Annotated in this window: 19 protein-coding genes; 16 read left to right on the top strand and 3 right to left on the bottom strand. The window is 57.7% G+C overall.

The window, feature by feature from the left end; translation table 11 throughout:
- Window positions 1–86 precede the first annotated feature (86 nt).
- The 8 genes from RUA4292_RS11680 (at window position 87) to RUA4292_RS11645 (ending at window position 7,422) form a co-directional block, all read left to right on the top strand.
- A complete protein-coding gene (locus tag RUA4292_RS11680; RefSeq protein WP_058277728.1) occupies window positions 87–1,937 on the top strand; it encodes an ABC-F family ATP-binding cassette domain-containing protein in 1,851 nt (616 codons plus the stop codon).
- On the top strand, window positions 1,934–2,326 hold the full coding sequence (locus RUA4292_RS11675) for an ACT domain-containing protein (RefSeq protein ID WP_058277727.1): 393 nt from the start codon (window positions 1,934–1,936) through the stop codon (window positions 2,324–2,326). The genes RUA4292_RS11680 and RUA4292_RS11675 overlap by 4 nt, the downstream gene beginning before the upstream one ends.
- Window positions 2,323–2,946 (top strand): MarC family protein, encoded by a 624-nt coding sequence (locus RUA4292_RS11670; protein WP_058273801.1) that lies wholly within the window; start codon window positions 2,323–2,325, stop codon window positions 2,944–2,946. Before RUA4292_RS11675 ends, RUA4292_RS11670 begins: the two co-directional genes overlap by 4 nt.
- 39 nt (window positions 2,947–2,985) lie before the next feature.
- A complete protein-coding gene (locus RUA4292_RS11665) occupies window positions 2,986–3,567 on the top strand; it encodes a retropepsin-like aspartic protease family protein (RefSeq protein WP_058277726.1) in 582 nt (193 codons plus the stop codon).
- A gap of 60 nt (window positions 3,568–3,627) precedes the next feature.
- Entirely contained in the window at window positions 3,628–4,248 is a 621-nt protein-coding gene (locus RUA4292_RS11660) for an ImuA family protein (RefSeq protein ID WP_058277725.1), read from the top strand.
- A gap of 62 nt (window positions 4,249–4,310) precedes the next feature.
- Window positions 4,311–5,525: an MFS transporter gene (locus RUA4292_RS11655; RefSeq protein WP_058277724.1), complete on the top strand. Its 1,215-nt coding sequence runs from the start codon at window positions 4,311–4,313 to the stop codon at window positions 5,523–5,525.
- The gene (locus RUA4292_RS11650; RefSeq protein ID WP_058277723.1) at window positions 5,522–6,118 is read left to right on the top strand and encodes a YceI family protein; all 597 of its coding nucleotides are present in this window, start codon (window positions 5,522–5,524) and stop codon (window positions 6,116–6,118) included. The genes RUA4292_RS11655 and RUA4292_RS11650 overlap by 4 nt, the downstream gene beginning before the upstream one ends.
- 80 nt (window positions 6,119–6,198) lie before the next feature.
- Window positions 6,199–7,422 carry an MFS transporter gene (locus RUA4292_RS11645; RefSeq protein ID WP_058277722.1) on the top strand — a complete coding sequence of 408 codons (1,224 nt, stop codon included), beginning with the start codon at window positions 6,199–6,201 and terminating at the stop codon, window positions 7,420–7,422.
- A gap of 32 nt (window positions 7,423–7,454) precedes the next feature.
- Here the strand turns inward: RUA4292_RS11645 and RUA4292_RS11640 are convergent, their stop codons facing one another.
- Together RUA4292_RS11640 and RUA4292_RS11635 are read right to left on the bottom strand one after the other, a co-directional pair.
- Entirely contained in the window at window positions 7,455–9,125 is a 1,671-nt protein-coding gene (locus RUA4292_RS11640) for a flotillin family protein (protein ID WP_058277721.1), read from the bottom strand.
- 34 nt (window positions 9,126–9,159) lie between these two features.
- The gene (locus RUA4292_RS11635) at window positions 9,160–9,876 is read right to left on the bottom strand and encodes an OB-fold-containig protein (protein ID WP_058278172.1); all 717 of its coding nucleotides are present in this window, start codon (window positions 9,874–9,876) and stop codon (window positions 9,160–9,162) included.
- Window positions 9,877–10,132: 256 nt separating this feature from the next.
- Here RUA4292_RS11635 and metG point away from each other — a divergent pair, with 256 nt between their 5' ends.
- From metG to RUA4292_RS11620, 3 genes are all read left to right on the top strand, one after another.
- Window positions 10,133–11,878: a methionine--tRNA ligase gene (gene metG / locus RUA4292_RS11630; RefSeq protein ID WP_058277720.1), complete on the top strand. Its 1,746-nt coding sequence runs from the start codon at window positions 10,133–10,135 to the stop codon at window positions 11,876–11,878.
- Between the two features lie 276 nt (window positions 11,879–12,154).
- Window positions 12,155–13,321, top strand: a complete 1,167-nt coding sequence (locus tag RUA4292_RS11625) for an efflux RND transporter periplasmic adaptor subunit (protein ID WP_058277719.1) — start codon at window positions 12,155–12,157, stop codon at window positions 13,319–13,321.
- A 3-nt stretch (window positions 13,322–13,324) separates the two neighbouring features.
- The gene (locus RUA4292_RS11620; protein ID WP_058277718.1) at window positions 13,325–16,462 is read left to right on the top strand and encodes an efflux RND transporter permease subunit; all 3,138 of its coding nucleotides are present in this window, start codon (window positions 13,325–13,327) and stop codon (window positions 16,460–16,462) included.
- Between the two features lie 48 nt (window positions 16,463–16,510).
- Here the strand turns inward: RUA4292_RS11620 and glpD are convergent, their stop codons facing one another.
- Window positions 16,511–18,103: a glycerol-3-phosphate dehydrogenase gene (gene glpD, locus RUA4292_RS11615; RefSeq protein ID WP_058278171.1), complete on the bottom strand. Its 1,593-nt coding sequence runs from the start codon at window positions 18,101–18,103 to the stop codon at window positions 16,511–16,513.
- 193 nt (window positions 18,104–18,296) lie between these two features.
- Here glpD and RUA4292_RS11610 point away from each other — a divergent pair, with 193 nt between their 5' ends.
- From RUA4292_RS11610 to RUA4292_RS11595, 5 genes are all read left to right on the top strand, one after another.
- The gene (locus tag RUA4292_RS11610) at window positions 18,297–19,058 is read left to right on the top strand and encodes a DeoR/GlpR family DNA-binding transcription regulator (protein WP_058277717.1); all 762 of its coding nucleotides are present in this window, start codon (window positions 18,297–18,299) and stop codon (window positions 19,056–19,058) included.
- A gap of 115 nt (window positions 19,059–19,173) precedes the next feature.
- Window positions 19,174–19,329 carry a DUF5993 family protein gene (locus RUA4292_RS24960; protein WP_199520004.1) on the top strand — a complete coding sequence of 52 codons (156 nt, stop codon included), beginning with the start codon at window positions 19,174–19,176 and terminating at the stop codon, window positions 19,327–19,329.
- Between the two features lie 6 nt (window positions 19,330–19,335).
- Window positions 19,336–19,905: a disulfide bond formation protein B gene (locus RUA4292_RS11605; RefSeq protein ID WP_058277716.1), complete on the top strand. Its 570-nt coding sequence runs from the start codon at window positions 19,336–19,338 to the stop codon at window positions 19,903–19,905.
- A gap of 34 nt (window positions 19,906–19,939) precedes the next feature.
- Window positions 19,940–20,302, top strand: coding sequence for a DUF3302 domain-containing protein (locus RUA4292_RS11600; protein WP_058277715.1), 363 nt, complete (start codon window positions 19,940–19,942; stop codon window positions 20,300–20,302).
- A gap of 21 nt (window positions 20,303–20,323) precedes the next feature.
- A complete protein-coding gene (locus tag RUA4292_RS11595; protein WP_058277714.1) occupies window positions 20,324–21,469 on the top strand; it encodes an HlyD family secretion protein in 1,146 nt (381 codons plus the stop codon).
- Window positions 21,470–21,478 lie beyond the last annotated feature (9 nt).

Below are 21,478 nucleotides of genomic sequence, written 5' to 3'. Positions count from 1 at the left end.
CAACCGGATCAGCGCTAACACATTGCCTGGATATTGAACATATCAAGCTGCTGGCGGCGGCACCAAGGCTCTGCTAAGAGCGCGTCATGCTACGGATTCAAGACATAACCTACGCCGTTGAAGGCCGCCCCCTGTTCGATGGGGCCAGTGCGACTATTCCCGACGGCCACAAGGTTGGCCTTGTGGGGCGGAACGGCACGGGGAAGACAACCCTGTTCCGACTGATCCGGGGCGAATTGGCGCTGGAGTCAGGCAATATCAATGTCCCGAAGCGCGCCCGGATTGGCGGAGTGGCGCAAGAGGTGCCCTCCTCGGATGTGTCGCTGATCAACACGGTTCTGGCCGCCGATACCGAGCGCAGCGCGCTGATGGACGAGGCCGACACCGCGACCGATCCCACACGTATCGCCGAAATCCAGACCCGCCTGGTAGATATCGACGCGTGGTCTGCCGAAGCGCGCGCCGCCTCGATCCTCAAGGGTCTTGGGTTTGATGATGACGACCAGTTGAGGCCCTGCTCCGATTTCTCGGGCGGCTGGCGGATGCGCGTGGCGTTGGCGGCGGTGCTGTTTTCTCAGCCCGATCTGCTGTTGCTGGACGAACCGACGAACTACCTGGACCTCGAAGGTGCGCTGTGGCTGGAAAGCTATTTGGCCAAATATCCGCACACCGTCATCATCATCAGCCACGACCGCGGATTGCTAAACCGCGCGGTGGGGTCGATCCTGCATTTGGAAGACCGCAAGCTGACCTATTACGCGGTTCCTTATGACAAATTCGCCGAACGCCGCGCTGAACGGCTGGCACAGGCGGAATCCGAGAACGTGAAAGCCAAGGCCCGGATCGCCCATCTGCAGAGTTTCGTGGATCGCTTCCGCTACAAGGCATCCAAAGCAGTTCAGGCCCAGTCACGCTTGAAAATGATCGAGCGCATTCAACTGGTTTCAACCCCTCAAGAGGCCGCTCTGCGCGCATTCTCCTTCCCCGAGCCAGAAGAGCTGTCCCCGCCGATCATTCAGATTGAAGGCGGCGTGACGGGCTATGGTGAAACCGAGGTGCTGCGCCGTTTGAACCTGCGTATTGACCAGGATGACCGGATCGCGCTGCTGGGCAAGAACGGTCAGGGCAAGTCGACCCTGTCCAAGCTGCTGTCCGACCGCCTGCCCCTGATGGCGGGCAAGATGACCCGCAGCAACAAGCTGCGGATTGGTTATTTTGCGCAGCATCAGGTGGATGAGCTTTATGTGGACGAAACGCCGCTGGACCATCTGCGACGCCTGCGCCCGAACGAGGCGCCGGGCAAGTGGCGGTCGCGTCTGGCGGGGTTCGGGCTGAACGCGGATCAGGCTGAAACCAAGGTTGGTCGTCTATCGGGCGGCCAGAAGGCACGCCTTTCGCTGCTGATCGCAACCATCGACGCGCCGCATATGTTGATCCTGGACGAGCCGACCAACCACCTGGATATCGAAAGCCGTGAGGCGCTGGTCGAAGCGTTGACCGCCTATTCCGGTGCGGTGGTTCTGGTAAGCCACGATATGCACCTATTGTCGCTGGTCGCGGACCATCTGTGGCTGGTTTCGGACGGAACGGTCAAACCCTTTGAGGGAGATCTCGAGACCTATCGCACCATGCTGCTGGGACGCGACAAACCGGCCAAAGAGAAACCGCAAGTGATCAAGCCCAAGCGCCCCTCGCGCGAGGCAGTGCTGAACCTGCGGGCAGACCTTCGCAAATGCGAGGACCGGATCGAGAAGCTAACGGATATGCATGACAAACTGTCGGCCAAACTGGCAGATCCTGCGCTTTACGAGGACGATAGGAAAAACGATCTCGCAACGTGGAATCGGAAATTTTCCGAAGTGGTCGAAGCCATGCAAAAGGCCGAGGCGCTTTGGGTCGTCGCAGCCGAACGCCTGGAAAAGGCCGAAGCGACATGACGAAACCGGTAATCGAAACGACAGCCATGATCGCAGGCATGCGCCCTGAGCTTCAGGACGCAGAATTTGCCTTTGTCGTTTGGCCGCATGACAAAGCTTGGCCCGAAGGAACGCGGGCCAGTTGTATGGAGGCCGAAGGTTTGTCCCTTATCGTGCCCATCGACGCAGCACCCGCTGGCGCCATCAGTATGAAGTGCATCACCTTGCGGGTTCATTCCTCACTGGAAGGCGTTGGCTTGACTGCCGCTGTGTCCGATGCTCTTGCCCAAAGTAGAATTCCGGCAAACATGGTCGCGGGGTATCACCACGACCACGTCTATGTTCCAAGCGATCTGGCGGAAAAAGCTATGGACGTTCTGTTAGACCTCCAACAAGGTGCCGGCGAATGATCGACCTCGCCTTTTTCATCACTGCCTTCACCACCCTGTTCGTGGTGATTGACCCCTTTGGCACCGCGCCGATTTTTGTGGCTTTAACTCAGGACATGGACGCCCGCGCCCGTCGCCGGACGGCCTATCGCACCTGTGCCGTGGCCTCTGGTATACTCATTGCCTTTGCCGCCTTTGGCGAAGCGGTGCTGGGTTTTGTCGGTATCTCGATGGAGGCCTTCAAGGTCGCCGGGGGCGCGTTGTTGTTCCTTACAGCACTGGACATGCTGTTCGAACGCCGCACCAAACGCCGTGAAGACCGGGTCGAGGAAGAAGAGGAACACCACGACCCGTCCGTGTTCCCGCTGGCCATTCCACTGGTCGCCGGTCCCGGATCAATTGCGACGATTATCCTGCTGGCCGGACAGCACCCGGGCATTCTTGGCATTGTCGAGGCCTGTATCGTCATGCTGGCCGTCATGGCCGTGGTTTTGACCTTCTTCCTGTCCGGTGGCCTGATCGCGCGCCTGTTGGGCAAAACCGGCCTGAACGTATTGACGCGACTGTTGGGGATGCTGCTGGCGGCGTTGTCGGTTCAATTCATCCTGGACGGCCTCAAGGCCTTTGGTTTTGCGTCGTAAAACCCCATATATCTTTCAGTGAATATGGTGAGGAGCGCTATGGACGGCGACAACATTGGACGTTTGGTATATCTGGCCGTGCTTGGTACGGCCGTTGTGGCGTGGTTTGTCGCGCAAAACCGCCAGTCTCTGAACAAAACGCTGCAGCAGGCTTTGGCGTGGGTCTTTATCTTTATCGGTGTCATTGCCGTTGTCGGCCTGTGGGAAGACATCCGCACCACTGTTGGCCCTGCCCCGCAAATGACTGTCACCGGCCAGGCCATAGAGGTTCCGCGCGCCTCCGACGGACACTATTACCTACCCATTGATGTGAACGGAGAACCGATCACCTTTCTGGTGGACACTGGCGCAAGCCAGATTGTTTTAAGCTCGCGGGATGCCGAACGTGTTGGGATTGATCCCGATCAGTTGAATTATTTCGGCCGGGCAAACACGGCCAATGGCGTTGTGCGGACCGCGCCGGTGCGTCTGGACACGCTGGCATTGGGGCCAATCACGGACCAGAATATCTCGGCCTGGGTGAATGAAGGGGAATTGGACAAATCCTTGCTGGGTATGGATTACCTGCATCGGTTTTCAAATATCCAGTTCGCCAATGGCCGCCTGCTTTTGTCGCGTTAAGGCGTCCGTTGCCGCAATTCCGCAATTGAGAACAAAATAAGAACATGTTAATCTGACGGCATGTCTACACATCTTCTTGGCCGTAAATCCGCGCGTGACGTGCCGGGGATAGATCTTCATCCGCAGATCAGACTGCAACTGGCCCGCGTGCACGAGGCCTGCGGCCTCGCCCGGCGCAGCTTTGCCATGTGGCTGGCGGGGCAGATGCAGGGGCCGGTGCTGTGGATCGCGCCCGCATGGGAGCCCGGCCAGCTTAACCCCGATGGCATGATGGCCTTTGCCGATCCCGCCCGGTTCATCTTTGTGCGCCCGACCCGGCCCGAAGACCTGCTGTGGTGCGTAGAAGAGGCGCTGCGCAGCGCGGCCATGCCTTTGGTTGTCGGTGATCTGCCGGGCGCGCCGGGGCTGACGCCAGTGCGGCGCATGCATCTGGCCGCAGAACAGGGTGGTGCGATGGGGCGTGCCCCGCTGGGGATGCTGCTGACCCCTGGTGACGGTGGTGCACAGGGGGTAGAGACGCGCTGGCACATGGCCGCAGACCATCAGGCAGAGGCCCGACGCTGGACCCTGACCCGCCGCCGCGCCCGCGCCCTGCCCCCGGTCAGCTGGCATGCCACGCAGACCAAACCGCGCGCCGGTCTGCACCTGCAACAGATCGCCACAGAAGACACACCCGTGTGATCACGCGCCCCTCACGGGGTTTGTGACTGGCCAAAGCACAGGCCGAGCCCTAGCGTTTCGGGATGAGCCACGCGATCCACGATAGCCGATACTCCTGGCTGCGACTTGCGATCACTTTGATCATCGCAACCGTGGCAAATGTGGGAATGTGGGCCGTCATCGTTGTGATGCCCGCCATCGAAACCCAATTCAACGCCGGACGCGCCGAGGCCGCGATGCCCTACACATTGGCCATGATCGGGTTCGCCCTTGGCAATTTTTGGATGGGGCAATTGGTGGATCGGCTGGGCGTGACCAAAGCCCTGATCGGGGCCGCAATCCTCAGCGCCACCAGCTATCTGCTGGCGACACTGGCGCCAAACATTGTGATGTTGTCCGTCGCACATCTTCTGTTGGGCCTCGGGGCATCCATCGGCTTTGGACCATTGATCGCCGACATCTCGCACTGGTTCATGAAACGCCGCGGGATCGCTGTGGGTCTGGTGGCAAGCGGAAACTACCTATCCGGGGCTATCTGGCCGACATTGCTGTCTGGAATACTTGCGCGCGACGGCTGGCAGCAGGTTTACCTGACGCTGGCTGTTATAACGCTGCTGGTCGTTATCCCCCTGTCCCTACTGTTGCGTCGACAGGTCCCGGCCGAGGCGCACAGTACCGCAGCATCTGCCGCACAAATCAAGGCGCGCAGCGTTGGCATTTCCCCCCGGGCACTTCAATACATCCTCGGTCTGGCCGGTGTTTCGTGCTGTGTCGCGATGTCGATGCCTCAGGTGCATATCGTGTCCTATTGCGTCGGGCTGGGTTACGGACCCACAGTCGGCGCCGAGATGTTGTCCCTGATGCTGTTCGGAGGTGTGATCAGCCGAGTAATATCGGGCATGGTCGCCGATCAACTTGGCGGCGTTCTGACGGTTCTGATCGGCTCGGTCTTGCAATGCCTCGCACTTTTCCTGTTCTTGCCCTATGACGGGATGGTCTCACTCTACCTGATCAGCCTGCTTTTTGGCCTGTCACAAGGCGGCATCGTTCCCGGCTATGCGCTTGTGGTACGCGAATATATGCCCCCGCAAGAGGCCGGCGCGCGTGTGGGGTTTGTCATGATGATGACGATCATGGGCATGGCGCTGGGGGGATGGATGTCCGGCTGGATTTACGATGTGACCGGCAATTACCAGCTAGCCTTCGTGAACGGCATTCTATGGAACGGCCTGAACATCGGAATTCTGCTGTTTCTTCTCAGCCGCTCGCGCCCCCGCAGACAAGAGGTTTTGGCATGAGATCATTGACGCGGCGCTTTCTGATTGCGGGTCTGGCGAGTATTCCGTTGGCGCGGCCCACTCATGCTGCGTTGGTCCAATATGAATTGTCTCGAGCCGGGACGTCCGTCGGTTTTTCCTTCATGCTCTCGGGGGTTGCGCAGTCAGGCACGATGCCGATCCAATCGGCAGATATTCGGGTCGACACGGATCAGTTACAAAATAGCCGTGTCACCGTCGTGCTGAATGTAGCCGCGGCCCGCACCCGGTTGCCCTTTGCCCGCGGCCCGATGCTAAGCAAAAGCGTGCTAAACGCGCAGGAATTTCCGAGCATTACGTTCAAATCCACCCGGATACAGCTTGGCCCCACCGGCCGCATTTCCGAAGGCGCAACCATCACCGGAGACCTGACGGTGCGTGGGGTCACACGCCCAGTGACCCTGCAAGCCAATCTGTACCGCGAACCCGGAACCGAGGCTGATGACCTGAACGCATTGTCAATTCGACTGTCGGGCGCGTTGAACCGCCATAACTTCGGCGCCTCTGGCTATCCCGATCTGGTCGCCGATACCGTGTCTTTGAACATCCGGGCCGAGTTGACCCGCAAGGCCTGACACCCAAAGGACAAAAAACGACGCGCAGAGGTCGAATTATCACACGCAACGCCCGCTGATGCGGTAATGCTGGGCGCACTATGCGCACGATCATTTCTTTTGCCGCCCTGTTTCTTTCTGTCATTCTTCTGCAGCTCTCGACGGGCGGCGTTGGTCCTTTGGATGCGATCTCGGGCATCACGCTTGGGTTCACGACCGGACAAATCGGTATGTTGGGTTCGGCGCACTTTCTTGGCTTCTTCATTGGCTGCTGGTGGGCCCCGCGCCTAATGGGCAGCGTCGGTCATTCGCGGGCCTTCGCAGTCTGTACGGCCTTGGGTGCTATGGGTCTTATCGGGCATACGTTGACCGAAAACCCGTACATCTGGGCAGCCCTTCGGGTCGCTTCCGGAACCTGTGTCGCCGGGGCCTATACGGTGATCGAAGCATGGCTGAACGCTAAAGTCACAAACGAAACGCGCGGCCGCGCCATGGGGACCTATCGCATTGCGGATATGGGCGCGTCTCTGTGCGCACAGTTGATCATCGCGGTTTTGCCGCCAGCGTCATACGTGTCCTACAACTTGCTGGCGATCCTGTGCTGCGCATCCCTGCTGCCGTTGACGTTGACCCGCGCAAGCCAGCCAAAAACACCCGACGCCCCTCGGTTGAGACCCAAACTGGCCTGGCGCAGCTCACCCTTGGCCGTTGCAGGTGTGATCGTTGCCGCACTCAGCTCTGCGTCGTTTCGTATGGTTGGTCCGGTTTACGGTCAGGAAGTTGGGCTGGACGTGGACCAAATCGCATTCTTCCTGGCATCCTTTGTTTTGGGTGGTGCACTGGCGCAGTACCCGGTTGGCTGGCTGGCCGACAAATATGACAGGCGTTGGGTGCTGATCTGGCTGTCCGTTGCTGCGGTTGTCAGCAGCGGTGTCACAATGGCGGCCAGCGGAACAGGAACGGTAGGCGTCATGCTGGCCGCTGTTTTCTTTGGCCTAACAACCTTCCCGATCTTCTCGGTCTCTTCTGCTCATGCAAACGACTTTGCAACGGCAGAAGAACGGGTCGAGCTATCTGCGGCACTCATGTTCTGGTTCGCTTTGGGTGCGATAGCCTCACCCTATATCTCATCGACATTGATTCAGCAGTTCGGACCCGGAGCCCTGTTTGCATTTGTGGCGGTCGGCCATGTTTTCCTAATCATCTTTGGCCTGGCCCGAATGCGCTCACGCCCAACACCGGAAGAGCGGACCAACTATGTCTACGCGCCACGCACGTCGTTCACGATTGGTCGTTTGCTGAAACGGTCGCGTGAAAGGCAATAAAAAAGGGCCGGGAAAACCCCGCCCCCTTTCGATTAGTGTTCTGTCCGCGATCCTTCTTCGATCACGCCGCCTTCTTCGGCAGGTCCAACCGTCGATTCAAGCGCACCGTTGACGACACCCCCGACGCCGTTTTCCATCGACAGGCCCAGTTCTTCACCCAGTTTCTTGAGCGCCGGCATCTGCACGGCCATACCCATAATCGAGTCCAGAGCCTGATTGACGGCCGGCTTGTCACCGTTCGATGCGCCGCCGCCATTGGTGCCACCGATACCGCCGACTTGGTGGATCTTGATCGAGTCGATCTTCTCAGCCGGTTTGACCATCTCCGCGATGATCGACGGCATGGTTTCGATCCGCGCCAGATCAACCTTCATGCGGATCTGATCCACTGACAGCACGTTGTCTGCTTCGACGATCGCACGCTTACCTTCAGCTTCGGCCAGCATGTCGTTCTTCTTGGCCTCAGCGCGGATGTTCAGAGCGTCCGCTTCGGCCTGCGCCTCTTCACGGCGGGCTTCGGCGCGGTCAGCAGCGGCCTCTTTGTCAGCTTGCGCAGCCAGTCGGATCGCGGTTGCCTGACGCTCGGCCTCACGTGTGGCTTCGATCAGTGCGATCTGCTTGATACGCTCGGCCTCGGCCACCTTCTGAGCGGTCGCCACTGCCTCGGTCGCCTTGGTCGCTTCGGCGCGGGCAAGATCGGCAGATGCACGCGCGCGGCTTTCCTCTTCGGATTTCTGCGCGATGATGATCTGGCGTTCCCGCTCAGCCACTTCCAGTTCACGTTCTTTCGAGATTTCGGCCTCGCGGATTTTACGCTCACGCTCAATGTCTGCGGCGCGAATGGCTTCTTCACGGCCGATCCGTGCGCGTTCCGTGTCGCGTTCCGAGTCTTCGGTCCGGGCTGCAACCTCGGCCTCTTGCGCCACGCGCAGCGTTTCGATCTGCTGCGTCTGCTCGATGCGCGCCTGCTCTTCGTCCTTTTCGATCAACAGCTTCTGACGCTGAGCTTCCATCGCGGCACGGCGCACTTCGACCTCGGCATCCGCATCAATCTGCGCACGCTCTTTCTTTGAGGTCGCAATGACCTCAGCCAGCTTGCGCATACCCACAGCGTTAAACGCGTTGTTTTCGTCCAGAGCCTCAAACGGCGTCTGGTCCAACGCGGTCAACGAAACGGATTCCAAGGACAGTCCGTTTTTCAACAGATCCTCGGATACCGAATTCTGCACTTCTTGCACAAAGTCAGCGCGGTTTTCATGCAGACCGTCCATCGTCATCTGGGCCGCAACAGCGCGCAGACCGTCGATCAATTTGCCTTCGATCATTTCCCGCAGCTGTTCGACGTCGAATGTACGGTCGCCAAGGGTTTGTGCAGCACGTGCTATGCCCTCTTCTGTCGCCATGACCGAGACGTAGAACTCGACGCCCACGTCCACGCGCATCCGGTCCTTGGTGATCAGAGCGGCCTCACCGCTGCGCTGAACCTCAAGACGCAGGGTTTTCATGTTGACGGGGCTGACTTCGTGCAGCAACGGCACGACGATGACGCCACCATCCATGATGACTTTCTTACCGCCAGCACCGGTTTTCACCAGACTGATCTCTCGGGTCGCGCGGCGGTAAAGACGGCCAAGCACAAGGCCGATAAACAAAACTACTGCCAGAATGGTCACAACTATGACGGCTAGGAATGTAAGTTCCATGCAAAATCCTCCGTGATGGGGTTAGAAATTTTGGTTATTCAGACATGCCGACCAGAACGAACCGGTCGCGCCGTCGGTCGCGCAGCACAAGCACATCGGTGCCCTGCTCAAGCGTGTCTTTGTCCTGCAACGGCTCGGCGCGCAGGTAGTGGGTATTGCCAAACCGATCCATGACGCGCACCTCGGCGGGGCGTCCGCGCGAAGCGGTGCCTTGGGTGATCACGCCACGGCGATGGGCAAGCAGGCGTTCCGACATCGCCTCGGTCTCGGTCTTGGGCAGCAGACGAGCAAAGATGCCGCCAAAGCCACGTGCAAACCACAGGCCAAAGGCACCGGCGGGAATCGCAGCCATCCAAGGCGGAAGGTCAAAGCCCAGCAGGTCGCGCAGCGTCAGTTGCAGGCCCATACCGGACAAGCCGAAGCCTGCCAGCAGAACCACCAGCCAAATCATGAACGGCACTTTGCCGATCCCCAGCCACGCCAAAGGTCCCGCAGAGACCGCGCCCGGCGCGTCTGCCTCGATCTCGGCCAATTCGAAATCGCCCAGATCCATGTCGGCATCAATATCCAGACCGAAATCACCGACATCCAGATCGGGGGCATCCACAACATCCAGATCGACATCGCCCTCACCCGCCATAAGGCTTCCACCCAGGACCAATGCGATCAGTTCCAGCACAAGCAGGCCGAACAGAAGCGCAAGCGCCAAAGTGAAGGGCGCAAATGCACCCTCAAGCAGAAAGTCAAACATCAGTTGTTTGCCCTCATTATTGTATACTGTGGTATACATGATAGATGAGAAGTCATTGAGAAAATTAAAGAGTTTGTGATTCTAATTTACAACTCTGAGGTATTGAATGCGGTGAATACAATGCAATCCTAGGTTGCAGTTCAGGCCGATTTTCCCGGCGACCCGTGCCTAAAATGACGTCCGAACCAAAGCCGGGGTTTTGCTGGCCGGTTACATAATGTAGACGGGCGCGCAGACAGTTACGCGGAAACGGAACATGGCTCGGATTCTCATCACCTCAGCGATCCCTTACATCAACGGGATCAAGCACCTCGGTAACCTGATCGGCTCGCAATTGCCGGCTGATCTGTACGCACGCTACCTGCGTGGCCGGGGTAACGAGGTCATGTTCCTGTGCGCCACGGACGAACACGGCACACCTGCCGAGCTGGCCGCAGCGAAAGCGGGCAAGCCGGTGGCTGAATACTGCGCAGATATGTACGAGGTTCAGGCCGACATCGCCAAGCGTTTTGGTATGAGCTTTGATCATTTTGGCCGTTCGTCCAGTGAGCAGAACAAGACGCTGACCCAGCATTTTGCCGGGAAGCTGGACGATGCAGGGCTGATCCGCGAAGTCAGCGAAAAACAGGTCTATTCCAACGCCGATGGCCGCTTTCTTCCTGACCGCTATATCGAAGGCACCTGCCCCAATTGCGGTTATGAGCGCGCGCGAGGCGACCAGTGTGAAAACTGCACCAAGCAGTTGGATCCGACCGACCTGATCGAGCCGCGCTCAGCCATTTCCGGTTCAACTGATCTGGAGGTGCGCGAGACCAAACACCTGTACCTGCGTCAATCAGCGATGAAAGATCAGCTGGACGCGTGGATCGACAGCAAGAACGATTGGCCAATCCTGACAACCTCGATTGCTAAGAAATGGCTGCATGACGGCGACGGCTTGCAAGACCGCGGCATCACCCGCGATCTGGACTGGGGTGTGCCCGTCAAAAAGGGCGATCAGGACTGGCCGGGGATGGAAGGCAAAGTTTTTTACGTCTGGTTCGACGCGCCGATCGAATACATCGCCTGCGCAAAGGAATGGGCGGATGCCAACGGCAGGACCGACGCCGACTGGGAGCGCTGGTGGCGCACCGACAAAGGAGCGGATGATGTCCGTTATGTCCAGTTCATGGGCAAGGACAATGTGCCCTTCCACACCCTTTCCTTCCCAGCAACAATTTTGGGCACCAATACGTACAACGAAGAATCTGGGTCATCCGAACGTTGGAAGCTTGTCGATTACATCAAGTCGTTCAACTACCTGAACTACGATGGCGGTCAGTTCTCGACCAGTCAGGGCCGTGGTGTGTTCATGGATCAGGCGCTGGAAATCCTGCCAGCCGATTATTGGCGCTGGTGGCTGCTGAGCCATGCACCAGAAAGCAGCGACAGCGAATTCACATGGGAGAACTTCCAGCAGTCTGTGAACAAGGACCTCGCGGATGTTCTGGGTAACTTTGTCAGCCGCATCACCAAGTTCTGCCGCTCTAAGTTTGGTGAGGCAGTTCCTGAAGGCGGCGCTTATGGCGACCGCGAACAGGCGCTGATTGATGAGCTGACCAAACGAGTCCGCGCCTATGAAGGGCATATGGAGGCGATGGAGGTTCGCAAATCCGCGCAGGAATTGCGTGCGATCTGGGTTGCGGGCAACGAGTACCTGCAGGATGCCGCCCCGTGGTCGACCTTCAAGGAAGACCCTGAACAGGCCGCCGCTCAGGTGCGTCTGGGCCTGAACCTGATCCGCCTCTACGCCGTACTCAGCGCACCGTTCATCCCTGAAGCTTCAGCCAAGATGCTGAGTGCAATGAACACGTTGGACACCAGTTGGCCCGACGATGTTGCGGCCGCAATGGGCGCCCTGCCCTCCGGTCACACGTTCACGGTGCCGGACGTTCTGTTCGCCAAGATCACGGACGAACAGCGCGAAGAGTGGCAATCCAGGTTCGCTGGACAGCGCGACTGATACTCTGATCGCGACACCATTGTAACGGAGGCCCGACGGCCTCTGTTTTCCACTGAAACTGGGCAAAAAACGGGCTTTGTCGCAAAGACCGTTCAGTTTCCTTTGTGTAAGTCCGCATGCAACCGGGATAATTTCCAGGTACGTCAACCGGCTGACGCATTCAAGAAGCTTGAGATAAAGTTCCAAAACGGCCATCCTGCCTAGAATTCAGCACGACTCGTCGAGGCAACCGAACTGCCCCGTCGCAGTATCCTTAGATTTAACGAGGCACCCGCCATGTCCCCTGCAATCAAGAAATCCTTTTTTCGCCACAGAGGTCCGGTCCTTGCCTTCGCGGCTCTGACCAGCATGGGCGTCTCGTATGCGGCGCTGGCGCAGGACCAGGGCGACGCACCACCGCCAAAGGTATCGATTGCAGCGGCCTATACCCAGGAAATCACCGATCAGGCCGTGTTCATCGGGCGTGCCGAGGCCATCAACAAGGTGGATATAATCGCCCGCGTGAGCGGCTTTCTTGAAACCAAGGATGTAGAAGACGGCGCACTGGTCAAAAAAGACGACCTTCTGTTCACTATTGAGCCAAATCTATATGAAGCGACCCTGGAAGCTCGCAAAGCCGATCTCGAACGTGCCGAGGCCAATCTGGAACTGGCCAAGATTGATCTGGCCCGGAAGGAAGAGCTTTATCAGCGCGATGCGACACCGGAAGCTGAGCGTGACACCGCCCGCGCCAACAAACTGGTTGCGGAAGCCGAGGTGAAGGCGGCCAATGCTGCCATTCAGCAAGCTAACCTGGATCTAAGCTATACAGAGATTCACGCTCCGTTTGACGGGCGGATTGGGCGTGTAGAAACCAGCGTAGGGGACGTTGTCGGGCCCACAAACCCCCCGCTTGTCAACCTGGTAAGCGAAGCTCCGATTTATGTGAATTTCTCGTTAAACGAAAAACAATTTACCTCCGTCCTCGAACAGGTTGGAGAGAGCGCAGCATCACTGGCTGAAAGCAACAAAAGCCCGAATGTGCACCTCACCTTGCCCAACGGAACCAAGCTCGACGAAACAGGTGAAATTGTTTTTGTGGACAACCGCATTGATCCATTGACGGGCGCGATCACCATGCGCGCCGAGTTCCCCAATGCCGATCGGTATATCATCGACGGCCAATTCCTGAGTGTTCAAATCGAGGCATTGGAACCGACCCTTCAGGTGCTGGTCCCTCAGGCCGCATTGCAACGCGATCAGCGCGGTGAGTTCGTGCTGGTGGTGAATGACAAGCAGATGGTCGAACAGCGCTACATCACAACCGGCGACGTGGTTGGGACGGCGATTATTGTGACAGATGGTCTGCGCGAAGGTGAAAGCGTGATCGTTGAGGGCCTGCAGCGGGTTCGCCCGGGCGTTGCGGTGGATGCCGTCGTCGCCTCTGAACAGCCGGGAGAATAACGGATGTTCTCAGCCCTGTTCATTAGCCGGCCCAAGCTGGCCCTAGTTATTTCGCTTGTCCTTACGATCATGGGCGGCATCGGCTATTTGGTTCTGCCGGTCGCTCAGTTCCCGGACATTACGCCACCGGTGGTCAGCGTGACGACCACCTATACCGGCGCCAACGCCGAAACCGTGGAAAACACCGTCGCCGCTCCGATCGAGGCGCAGGTCAACGGTGTGGACGACATGATCTACATGACGTCGACCTCGGCAGATAACGGATCCTATTCGCTCAACGTCACATTCGAAGTGGGCACCGACCCGGACATCGCCTCAGTCAACGTGCAGAACCGCGTGGCTCAGGCCATGTCGTCCCTGCCTGCCGAAGTGACCTCATCTGGTGTGGTCACTCAAAAAGCATCCACCAACATGCTGTTGCTGGTGACGCTGACCTCGCCGAATGAGACGTATGACAGTGTCTTTCTATCAAACTATGCTTCGATCAACCTGAAAGACGCGCTGGCGCGTGTTCAGGGTGTGGGTAAAGCCGACGTTCTGACCAATCTTGAATACGCCATGCGGATCTGGATGGACCCGGATCAGATGGCTGCTTTGTCCATCACACCCGGTGACGTGATCAATGCAATTCGGGAACAAAACGTCGAAGTTTCGGCCGGTTCCATCGGCGCTCCTCCGGTCCCGGAAGGGCAGACCTTTCAATACACGATCAAAACCAAGGGCCGTCTGACCTCGGCCGCCGAATTCGGCGACATTGTCATCCGAACCGGAGATGCGGGCTCAATCGTGCGCGTCAAGGACATCGCGCGGGTCGAGTTGGGGGCCGAGTATTATGCGGCTTCGGGCTATTTCGACAGTGTGCCGGCCACGGTGATCGGCATCTATCAGGCACCCGGCGCGAATGCGCTGGCCGTGTCGGACCGAGTCGAGGCCGAACTTGAGCGGTTGTCCCGTACCTTCCCGACAGATGTGGAATACGCTGTTCCGTTCAACACTACGGACTTTGTCGAGCAATCGCTGAATGACGTGGTCTCAACCCTGATCCTGACCTTCATTCTGGTGATCTCGGTCGTGTTTGTCTTCCTTGGAAGCTGGCGCGCGACAATCATTCCGGCGGTGGCGATCCCCGTGTCGCTGATCGGGACATTTGCGTTCCTGCTGCTATTTGGCATGTCGCTGAACACGATCTCTTTGTTCGCACTGGTACTGGCCATCGGGATCGTTGTGGATGACGCGATCGTTGTGGTCGAAAACGTCGAACGGATCATCGCCGACGAGGGGCTTCCACCGGCTGAGGCAACGCGCAAGGCCATGGGGCAGATCACCGGTCCGGTGATTGCAACAACGCTGGTTCTGTTGGCGGTGTTCGTACCAGTCACCTTTATGCCCGGCATCTCGGGTCGGCTTTATTCGCAGTTCGCCGTGACGATCTCGACCGCTGTTGTGATCTCGTCGATCAACGCGTTGACGCTGTCGCCTGCGTTGTGCGGGTTGGTGTTGAAGGCGCGGTCCGGCCCACCCACAGGGTTGTTGGCCGTGTTCGAGAACTTCATCGGTGGCGTTCGCAGCGGCTATGTCGCCATCGTACGCAAATTGCTGATCCTGCCGATCATCGGTCTGGGCATCATCGTTGCGCTGGCTATGGGCACAGGCACGATCATGTCCAACACTTCGAGTGGTTTCCTTCCGCTGGAAGACAACGGATATCTGTTCGTGGATGTGCAACTGCCAGACGCCGCAACGTTGGAACGGACCGAAACGGTCACTGCACGTGTCGACACACAGATCCAACAGATCCCCGGCGTCGCAAGCACAGTTCTGATCAACGGGTTCTCGATCCTGAACGGCACAACGACAAACGGCGCCGCGATCTTTGTGAACCTCGACAACTGGGATGAACGAAAAAAAGATGATCTGAGCGCTGATGCAATCCTGCAGAAAGTTCTGGCGATTGCCTATGGTGAAACTGCCGCATCGATAATCGCGTTCAACCCACCCCCCATTCAGGGTCTGGGCAACTCGGCAGGTGTGGAGATGGAGGTGCAGCAGACCGGAGGCGGCACGCCTCAGGACTTGGCGTCTGCAGTCGGCTCTTTCGTCTATTCGGCCAACCAACGACCGGAAATCGGGCAGGCCTACACCACATTCCGGGCCAACGTTCCTCAGTTGTTCGTGGATCTGGATCGAGAAAAGGCCAAGACGCTGCAAGTCTCGGTAGCTGAAGTATTCCAGACAATGCAGGCGCAGTTGGGGTCTTATTATGTGAACGACTTCAACCTGTTCGGGCGCGTGTATCGCGTGATGATCCAGGCCGACGGTTCTTATCGCGATAATGTCGACGATATCTCGAACCTGTATGTGCGCTCGACCAAGGGTGAGATGGTGCCTCTGGGTACGCTCATTGATGTCGAAAACGTACTGGGCCCAGTCTTGCTGAAACGTCACAACCTGTTCCGTTCGGCGACCGTAACGGCGGTTCCGGCGCCTGGGTTATCCACTGGTGACGCGATCAATGTCATGACCGAGGAGTCCACGACTGCCCTGCCCCCGGGCTATGCCTTTGAATGGACCGGGACCGCGCAGCAGCAATTGGCGACCGGTGGTCTGGTTGTGATCATCCTCGGTCTGGCGATCCTGTTCGGATACCTATTCCTTGTGGGGCAATACGAGAGTTGGACCTTGCCTGTATCGATCCTGCTATCGGTGATCGTCGCCTTGTTCGGGGCGGTGGCGGCCGTGGCTATCGTGGGCAGCGACATCAACCTCTATACGCAGATCGGGATGATCATGCTTGTGGGGTTGGCCTCGAAGAACGGTATTCTGATCGTTGAATTCGCGATGGAACAACGCGCCAAGGGGTTGTCGGTCAAAGACGCCGCAGCCGAGGCCGCTTATCAGCGTTTCCGTGCGGTAATGATGACGGCCCTGTCCTTCCTGTTGGGTGTTGTGCCGCTTCTGGCGGCCAGCGGCGCGGGTGCCGCCAGCCAGAAAGCCATCGGTGTCGCCGTGTTCGGCGGGATGCTGGCAGCTACTCTGGTCGGCGTGATCCTCGTACCGGTCCTATACGCCCTGCTGCAGGGGATGCGGGAATGGATCAAGGGAACCAAAGATGATCCGGGCCCATCAGAAGAGGCCGCGTGATCCAAAACAACAGCCCCGCCAAACTGGCGGGGCTTTTTGCTTTTTTGGTCAGGCGTTCACTGCGACGGGTTTGGTTTTGCGATCCATCCAGCCTTGAATACCAGCGATCTGCTCGGCACTTAACCGCAGACCCATCTTGTTTCTGCGCCAGACAACATCTTCGGCCGTGCGCGCATATTCCTTATCCATCAGCCACGCCAGTTCCCGCGCGGTTAGCGTTGCACCGAAGTCATCGCCCAGATCCGATACGGACTTGGCGTCGCCCAAAATTGTCTTGGCCTCAGTGCCATAAGCGCGAACCAGACGTTGCGCCCAGACACGGTCCAGAAACGGGTAGTCGGCCAACAGTGCCTCGACCAAATCCGGTACGCCACCAACTGGAAAATCGCCGCCCGGAAGCGAAACGCCTGCAGTCCAGGGGCCGGGAAGATCGGGGAAATGCTCGGACACTTTGTCCATCGCACTCTCGGCGAGGCGCCGATAGGTGGTGATCTTGCCACCAAAGACATTCAGCACAGGCGCCCCACCCTGCGCGTCAACTTTCAGCGTATAATCCCGCGTCGCCGCAGTGGCGCTGCTGGCCCCGTCGTCATACAACGGACGCACACCAGAATAGGTCCACACGATGTCATCGCGCGTAACCGGTTTTAGGAAATACTTCGAGGCAAACGCGCACAGATAGTCCTGCTCGGTCTCCGTACAGATCGGGAGCTCTGCCGGGTCTGGATGATCCTGGTCCGTTGTGCCGATCAGCGTAAAATCGCGCTCATACGGAATGGAGAAAATGATGCGCCCGTCTTCACCCTGAAAGAAATAGCATTTGTCGTGATCATAAAGCTTGGGCGTCACGATATGGCTGCCGCGTACAAGGCGCACGCCTTCGCGAGAGTCAACGTGGATCTTGTTCTGGATGATGTCCCCAACCCAAGGTCCACCGGCGTTGATTAGCATTTTAGCCTGCACCGTCTGCGTGTCGCCGCTCTGCTTATCGCGGATGGTAATTTCCCAAAGATCATCGACGCGTTTGGCCGCCAGAACTTCGGTCCGTACCAGGATATTCGCCCCGCGTGCCTCGGCATCGCGGGCATTCAGCACAACCAGCCGTGAATCCTCAATCCAGCAGTCGGAATATTCGTAGGCTGTGTGAAACTTGTACTGCAGCGGCACGCCTTCCGGTGCGCTTTGCAGATCCAGTGAGCTCGTCCCCGGCAGGATTTTGCGCCCCCCAAGATGGTCATACATAAACAGGCCCAGACGGATCAACCACGCCGGGCGCCGTCCCTTCATCCAAGGCATTACTGTGCTGAGAAGTCGCGAGGTCGGCGTTTCAGAATCAAACCGCATATCCTTGTGATACGGCAATACAAACCGCATCGGCCAGCTGATATGCGGCATCGCCCGCAGCAGTGTTTCACGCTCGATCAACGCCTCGCGCACCAGACGGAATTCGAAATACTCCAGATACCGCAAGCCGCCATGAAACAGCTTGGTCGAGGCCGATGACGTCGCCGAAGCAAGATCGTTCATCTCGGCCAATGTCACGGACAATCCGCGCCCGGCTGCATCGCGCGCTATTCCGCACCCGTTAATCCCACCACCAATGATGAAAAGGTCCGTGACCTTGTCCGTGTGCCGTTCCATGTCCGGATGATTCTCTTTGTTTGAAAAACCGGGCTCATTAACCCGATGAACGCGCGTTTCGTCAATGTTTACTTTCGTTTTTTTTCGCTTTATCACCACAAATCGAAGTGTTTCAAAAGTGTGGCCAAACAGATCTCTTGGAAACCCTTCGAAATTAGAACAAAAACGAACCCACACCGTTTCGGAGCCGACCATGTCCCTTTCCTTTCGCCAGTCAGACATCCTGAACATCGCCAGACAGGATGGCCGTGTGATGGTAGATGACTTGGCCGCTCAGTTCGGGGTCACGGTTCAGACCATTCGCCGCGATCTGTCTGAGCTGGCGGATCAGGGGAAACTGGACCGGGTTCATGGCGGGGCCGTCATTCGCTCGGCCGTTTCCAATATTGGTTATGAGGACCGCCGCGCCCTGAACGATGAGGCCAAAGCGCGCATTGCCTCGGGTTGTGCCCAAGACATTCCGGACGGCGCGTCGGTTTTCATGAACATCGGCACCTCGACCGAGGCGGTTGCGCGCCAATTGGTGAACCACAAAAACCTGATGGTCGTCACAAACAACATGAATGTCGCCAATATTCTGGCCGAGAACACCGATTGCGAAATCGTCGTCGCGGGTGGTGTCCTGCGCAGATCGGATGGCGGGCTGGTCGGCAATCTGACGGTATCAACCATCCGGCACTTCAAATTCGATTATGCGGTCATCGGCTGCTCGGCACTCGATGCCGATGGCGACCTATTGGATTTTGATTTTCAAGAGGTCCAAGTGAGCCAGACGATCCTGGCCCAGACACGGCGCACCTTTCTTGTGGCCGATCATTCAAAATTCCAGCGTGCAGCGCCCGCGCGTATCACCTCGTTGGCTGAGATCGACACGTTCTACACCGATCGGCCTCTGACGGACCGCCTAAGCAAGAGGTGTCAGGCGTGGAAGACCGATCTGCGCGTGTGCCAATAACCCCCTAAGTAGTTCTCCTAAAAGGTGAACTTGGCAAGAGTCTTCTTGCCAGACCTCCCTGCGCCTGACAGTATCGCCGCATTGCGTTCGTTGCACGGAAGGGGAGAACCGGGCCATGATAGCGCTTTTATTTGCGTTACTTACAGCCACCATGGGGCTGAATTATTTTCGACAAACAACGGCAGCCAATGCGCTGTATTTCTTCACGCTGGCGTTGAGTGTGTACTGGCTGAAATTCCACGCCACCAGCCAACTGACAATCCAGTTGTAGGGGGTGATGATAACACCAGAATTGTCCCGAACCCTGAACGCCATAGGCTTGCTGGCCGTCAGTCTAGTGCTGCTGTTGGCCTTTGTTTACCAACTGACGCTTTACGAGCTGCCCTGTCCACTTTGCCTGCTGCAACGCGTTGGCTTTGTCGCCGTGGGCGTTGGGCTGGGCTTGAACCTGCTATACGGCGCGCGGCCGCAACACTATGCGTTGATGTTAATCGCAGCGCTTTATGGCGGCAGCGTATCGGTGCGTCAGATCCTTCTGCATATTGTTCCGGGCACGGGTCATTACGGCTCGCCCATGTTGGGGTTGCACTACTACACTTGGGCCGCCATTTGCTTTTTCCTGATCCTGTTGGGCACCGCAGTTATGCTGCTGTTTGATCGCCAATACGCTGACGCTTTGGATCAGCCTCGTTTCGGTGAAAGCACCTTGGCCAAAACTGCCTTCTTCATCATGCTTGGTCTGGCTGTTCTGAATGCCGGTTCGACACTGCTTGAATGTGGTCCTGGCATTTGCGCCGACCCGCCAACCAGCTACAAAGTGATTGACGAACTGGGCTCCAACAACTGAGGATGGGATAACCTTCCCGAACAGAGGCACAAACATGGGGTTACTTGGGCAGCCACTGGGCTATTACGACTACCTGACATTTGTTGCGTTGATTTTGCTACTGGCCGCCGTCATGGCGCTGTTTCTATTCGTGATGGGACTACCGGGCCGCATCGCGATCAAACGCAATCACCCCCATGCCGAAGCTATCAAGATCATGGGCTGGATGGGGTTTCTCGCCATCGTGCCTTGGGTCCATGCTTTCATTTGGGCGTTCCACGATGGAACGGTGGTCGATATCCGCCGCATGCCCGATGAAGAACGAAAGGCAGTTCGCAAAGAAATCAAGCGCTTGGGTGGTGAGTTGACGGAAGAATACCGTGACCCGCTGGATCCGGAAGAGACGCAAAAGAGCTAACGCCAAAGGAAACTACAAAACATGTTTGTCGCCCTCGGCATTACGCTTTTCTACATCATTTTTGTCTGGCTTATTTTCTTCAAGTTCCAGTGGCTGAAGTTCAACATAATGTGGGGCATCGTATCCTTCTGGGTCGGTGCGCACCTGCTGTTGATCTTCCTTGTCGCCCTTCGGTTCTTTCAGCCGTTCTCTATCGACAGCCACGTGGTCCGCTCGACCATCCAGATCGTCCCACGGCTGACCGAACCGACGATATTGACTGAGGTACTGGTCGAGCCAAATACCGAAGTCACAAAGGGCGATCCCCTGTATCGGTTCGACGACACTGTGTTCGCGCTTGAGGTTGAGGAAGCCACAGCGCAACTGGTCGCGGCCGAGCAGAATGCCAAGATCCTTGAACAGGACGTCATTGCCGCAGGGGAAGCCATTGAGCGTGCCAACGCTCAACTTGCCTACGCACAGACGCAGCAAGCCCGATACGAAAACCTCGTACCCGCAGGTGGTGCGCGGCAGGACGAGCTAGATCGCTGGAACGAACAGGTGACTGAGGATCAGGCCCAGGTCAAAGAGGCCACGGCAAATCTGGAAAAGGCTCAGCTTGCGCTAGATTCCCAGATTGACGGCGTGAACACCGGCATCCTTCAGGCGCAGGCGCAATTAGACAAGGCCCAGTATTTTCTGGACAACACAACAATCTACGCCCCCGAAGACGGGATGATCGTGTCCCAACAGGCCCGTCCGGGTCTGGTCGTCGGCGATATCCGTCTGGGCGCCATTGCCAGTTTTGTCACCAAGGACAACCCTTATATTCTTGCAACCTACCGACAGCAGAACCTGAAATTTGTCGAGGTTGGCCAACCCGTTGAAGTTGCTCTTGATCTGTATCCGGGTGAAATCCTGACCGGCAAGGTCGAGGCAATCTGGTGGGCAACCCGACAAGGTCAGTACTTGCCGTCTGGCCGCCTGCCCGGGTTTGAGCTGCCAAAACTGCCCGGACGCATTGCGGTCCAGATCTCGGTCGACATCCCCGCCGGACACACTTTCCCTGCCGGCGGTCATGCAGCCGTCGCGATCTATACCGGCCAAGGCAAAAGCTTTGAGTTCCTGCGACGCATCAACATTCGTCTCTATTCCTTCGCCAACTTCATTCGACCACTGGATATCTAAGGACACATA

It is taken from the genome of Ruegeria atlantica (assembly GCF_001458195.1).
Taxonomy (GTDB): domain Bacteria; phylum Pseudomonadota; class Alphaproteobacteria; order Rhodobacterales; family Rhodobacteraceae; genus Ruegeria; species Ruegeria atlantica.
This window is presented reverse-complemented; position numbering and strand designations above follow the sequence as displayed.

What these genes read in the sequence shown, in the direction of transcription:
- RUA4292_RS11670 (WP_058273801.1), top strand. Translation starts at nt 2,323, where the DNA reads ATGATCGACCTCGCCTTTTTCATCACTGCCTTCACCACCCTGTTCGTG.
- RUA4292_RS11665 (WP_058277726.1), top strand. Translation starts at nt 2,986, where the DNA reads ATGGACGGCGACAACATTGGACGTTTGGTATATCTGGCCGTGCTTGGT.
- metG (WP_058277720.1), top strand. Translation starts at nt 10,133, where the DNA reads ATGGCTCGGATTCTCATCACCTCAGCGATCCCTTACATCAACGGGATC.
- RUA4292_RS11610 (WP_058277717.1), top strand. Translation starts at nt 18,297, where the DNA reads ATGTCCCTTTCCTTTCGCCAGTCAGACATCCTGAACATCGCCAGACAG.
- RUA4292_RS11650 (WP_058277723.1), top strand. Translation starts at nt 5,522, where the DNA reads ATGAGATCATTGACGCGGCGCTTTCTGATTGCGGGTCTGGCGAGTATT.
- RUA4292_RS11600 (WP_058277715.1), top strand. Translation starts at nt 19,940, where the DNA reads ATGGGGTTACTTGGGCAGCCACTGGGCTATTACGACTACCTGACATTT.
- RUA4292_RS11655 (WP_058277724.1), top strand. Translation starts at nt 4,311, where the DNA reads ATGAGCCACGCGATCCACGATAGCCGATACTCCTGGCTGCGACTTGCG.
- RUA4292_RS11645 (WP_058277722.1), top strand. Translation starts at nt 6,199, where the DNA reads ATGCGCACGATCATTTCTTTTGCCGCCCTGTTTCTTTCTGTCATTCTT.
- RUA4292_RS11625 (WP_058277719.1), top strand. Translation starts at nt 12,155, where the DNA reads ATGTCCCCTGCAATCAAGAAATCCTTTTTTCGCCACAGAGGTCCGGTC.
- RUA4292_RS11675 (WP_058277727.1), top strand. Translation starts at nt 1,934, where the DNA reads ATGACGAAACCGGTAATCGAAACGACAGCCATGATCGCAGGCATGCGC.
- RUA4292_RS11595 (WP_058277714.1), top strand. Translation starts at nt 20,324, where the DNA reads ATGTTTGTCGCCCTCGGCATTACGCTTTTCTACATCATTTTTGTCTGG.
- glpD (WP_058278171.1), bottom strand. Translation starts at nt 18,103, where the DNA reads ATGGAACGGCACACGGACAAGGTCACGGACCTTTTCATCATTGGTGGT.
- RUA4292_RS11640 (WP_058277721.1), bottom strand. Translation starts at nt 9,125, where the DNA reads ATGGAACTTACATTCCTAGCCGTCATAGTTGTGACCATTCTGGCAGTA.
- RUA4292_RS24960 (WP_199520004.1), top strand. Translation starts at nt 19,174, where the DNA reads ATGATAGCGCTTTTATTTGCGTTACTTACAGCCACCATGGGGCTGAAT.
- RUA4292_RS11620 (WP_058277718.1), top strand. Translation starts at nt 13,325, where the DNA reads ATGTTCTCAGCCCTGTTCATTAGCCGGCCCAAGCTGGCCCTAGTTATT.
- RUA4292_RS11660 (WP_058277725.1), top strand. Translation starts at nt 3,628, where the DNA reads ATGTCTACACATCTTCTTGGCCGTAAATCCGCGCGTGACGTGCCGGGG.
- RUA4292_RS11680 (WP_058277728.1), top strand. Translation starts at nt 87, where the DNA reads ATGCTACGGATTCAAGACATAACCTACGCCGTTGAAGGCCGCCCCCTG.
- RUA4292_RS11605 (WP_058277716.1), top strand. Translation starts at nt 19,336, where the DNA reads ATGATAACACCAGAATTGTCCCGAACCCTGAACGCCATAGGCTTGCTG.
- RUA4292_RS11635 (WP_058278172.1), bottom strand. Translation starts at nt 9,876, where the DNA reads ATGTTTGACTTTCTGCTTGAGGGTGCATTTGCGCCCTTCACTTTGGCG.